The organism is Streptomyces silaceus, from assembly GCF_001419745.1.
Classification (GTDB): Bacteria; Actinomycetota; Actinomycetes; order Streptomycetales; family Streptomycetaceae; genus Streptomyces; species Streptomyces silaceus.
In genome coordinates this window covers 1-2,950 of record NZ_LIRJ01000526.1, presented here as the reverse complement: position 1 = coordinate 2,950, position 2,950 = coordinate 1, and the positions used below count along the sequence as shown (strand labels likewise).

General features: G+C 71.4%; 2 protein-coding genes. One reads left to right on the top strand and one right to left on the bottom strand.

Going from position 1 to position 2,950, the window contains the following annotated elements:
* Positions 1-36: 36 nt before the first annotated feature.
* Positions 37-2,493, bottom strand: coding sequence for a DEAD/DEAH box helicase (locus AOK22_RS35815; RefSeq protein ID WP_079037042.1), 2,457 nt, complete (start codon positions 2,491-2,493; stop codon positions 37-39).
* Positions 2,494-2,573: 80 nt separating this feature from the next.
* Between AOK22_RS35815 and bldG the strand changes: the two genes are divergently transcribed.
* The gene (bldG, locus tag AOK22_RS35810; RefSeq protein ID WP_003975386.1) at positions 2,574-2,915 is read left to right on the top strand and encodes an anti-sigma factor antagonist BldG; all 342 of its coding nucleotides are present in this window, start codon (positions 2,574-2,576) and stop codon (positions 2,913-2,915) included.
* The last annotated feature ends 35 nt before the right edge of the window (positions 2,916-2,950 follow it).

The window sequence follows — 2,950 nt, the reverse complement described above, 5'->3', positions numbered from 1 at the left end:
AGTTGTGTATAGAGACAGGCGCAGACGCCCCCCGGGCTACCCGGCCTCCGTTGCGTCCCTCAGGAGGGTCGACAGGAGGCGGACCGCGCCTCGTTTGTGGAGGGGGTCGTTGCCGTTGCCGCATTTGGGCGACTGGATGCAGGACGGGCAGCCGGCCTCGCATTCGCAGGAGGCGATCGCCTGGCGGGTCGCCGTGAGCCATTCCTTCGCCGTGTGGAAGGCACGCTCGGCGAACCCCGCCCCGCCGGGGTGGCCGTCGTACACGAAGACCGTGGGAAGGAGCGTGTCCGGGTGCAGCGGGACGGAGACACCGCCGATGTCCCAGCGGTCGCACGTGGCGAACAGCGGCAGCATGCCGATGGACGCGTGCTCGGCGGCGTGCAGGGCGCCGCCGAGGATCTCGGGGTTGATGCGGGCGGCGTCCAACTGGTCCTCGGTGACCGTCCACCACACCGCGCGCGTACGGAGCGTACGAGGCGGGAGGTCCAGTTTGGTCTCGCCGAGCACCTCGCCGGTGATGAGTCTGCGACGCAGGAAGGAGACGACTTGGTTGGTGACCTCGACGGAGCCGTAGCAGAGCCGCCCCGGACCCCAGGGAACCTCGACGTCCGTCTCCAGGACGGAGATCGCCGTCGTGTCGCGCGCGGTCGTGGAGTACGGCGGCACGGCCTCCTCGACCAGCGCCACCGAGTCCTCCAGGTCGAGGTGGCGCACGAGATAGGTGAGGCCCTGGTGGAGGTGGACCGCGCCTTCGTGGACGGTGGTGTGCGCGGCGGACGCGTCGACGGTGCCGAGCAGCCGCCCCGTGCCCTCCTCGACGATCTGGACGGGCTTGCCGCCCTCGCCGCGGATGTCGGTGAGGTCGGCGGCCCGCTCCCGGCGGGTCCAGTGCCAGGCCTTGGTCCGGCGCCGCAGCAGCTTCGCGGCCTCCAGCTGGGGGAACAGCCCTTCGGCTGCCGGACCGAAGAGGGCGAAGTCCTCCTCGACCAGCGGAAGTTCGGCGGCGGCGGCGCACAGGTGGGGCGCGAGGACGTACGGGTTGTCGGGGTCGAGGACCGTGGACTCCACGGGCTGGTCGAACAGCGCCTCGGGATGGTGGACGAGATACGTGTCCAGCGGATCGTCGCGGGCGACGAGGACGGCGAGCGCGCCCTGCCCCGAGCGCCCCGCCCGCCCGGCCTGCTGCCAGAGGGAGGCCCGCGTCCCCGGGTAGCCGGCGATGACGACGGCGTCCAACCCCGAGACGTCGACGCCGAGTTCGAGCGCGGTCGTGGCGGCGAGGCCGAGGAGTTCGCCGGAGTGGAGGGCGCGCTCCAGGGCGCGGCGCTCCTCGGGGAGATAGCCGCCGCGGTAGGCGGCGACGCGGCGGGCGAGGGAGCGGTCGACCTCGGCGAGGCGCTCCTGGGCGATCACGGAGATCAGCTCGGCGCCGCGCCGGGAGCGTACGAAGGCGACCGAGCGGACGCCCTGGACGGTCAGGTCGGTGAGCAGGTCCGCGGTCTCGGCGGTAGCGGTGCGGCGGACGGGGGCGCCCTTCTCGCCGTGGAGCTCGGTGAGAGGGGGTTCCCAGAGGGCGAAGACGAGGTCGCCGCGGGGTGAGGCGTCGTCGGCGACCTCCTTCACGGGCAGGCCCGTGAGGCGCTCCGCGGAGAGGGCCGGTTCGGCGGAGGTGGCGGAGGCGAGGAGGAAGACGGGCTCGGAGCCGTAGCGGGCGCAGAGGCGGCGCAGGCGGCGCAGGACCTGGGCGACGTGGGAGCCGAAGACGCCGCGGTAGGTGTGGCACTCGTCGATGACGACGTAGCGCAGGGCGCGCAGGAAGGAGGACCAGCGGGGGTGGGAGGGGAGTATCCCGCGGTGCAGCATGTCGGGGTTGGTCAGGACGTAATTGGCGTACTGACGGACCCATTCCCGTTCCTCGACGGGGGTGTCGCCGTCGTACACGGCGGGACGCACCGCGTTGCCGAGCGGGGCGGCGAGTTCGCGGACGGCGCGGCGCTGGTCGGCGGCGAGGGCCTTCGTGGGGGCGAGGTACAGGGCGGTGGTGCCGCGGCCGTTGGGGGCCTCTGAGCCGTCCAGGAGGGCGGAGAGGACGGGGGTGAGGTAGGCCAGGGACTTGCCGGAGGCGGTGCCGGTGGCGACGACCACGGAGTCCCCGTCCAGCGCGTGCTCGGCGGCGAGCGCCTGGTGGGCCCAGGGGTGCTCGATGCCGGCGGTCTGGACGGCGGATATGACCTCGGGGCGGATGCGGTCGGGCCAGACTGCATACCGGGCCTCACGTGGGGGCAAGTGCTCCGTATGAGTGACGCGCGATGCACGGCTCGGCCCCGTGGTGAGGCGGTCCAGGACCGTCCGCGGGGACGTGCGTGCCGGGGTGCCCGCAGTGGGTTCTCCGGGAGGGGAAATTTTGGCCATCGGCATCGAGTGTGTCACTGGCGGGATGGACAATGGTCCCAAGGCGTCGTGCGCGCCTGCCGGTAAGTGATTGAATGCCATCGCGGCTGGCGATCCGTCCTGGGGGCTCTGCCGAGGTGTCCCGAGGGATGACCGCTCGATAGCAAGGTGCTGGAGGATCCGTGGACCTGTCCCTGTCGACCCGTACCGTCGGCGATCGTACGGTCGTCGAGGTCGGTGGCGAAATCGATGTTTATACCGCGCCCAAGCTGCGCGAGCAGTTGGTCGAGCTGGTGAACGACGGCAGTTTTCATCTGGTCGTCGACATGGAGGGCGTGGACTTCCTCGACTCCACCGGGCTCGGCGTGCTGGTCGGCGGCCTGAAGCGTGTGCGTGCCCATGAGGGCTCGCTGCGCCTGGTCTGCAACCAGGAGCGCATTCTCAAGATCTTCCGGATCACCGGTCTGACCAAGGTGTTCCCGATCCACACCTCGGTCGAGGAAGCCGTCGCGGCCACCGACTGAGTGCCGGACCACTGACTGCCGGCCGATCGGCCGGC

What these genes read in the sequence shown, in the direction of transcription:
- AOK22_RS35815 (WP_079037042.1), bottom strand. Translation starts at nt 2,493, where the DNA reads ATGGCATTCAATCACTTACCGGCAGGCGCGCACGACGCCTTGGGACCA.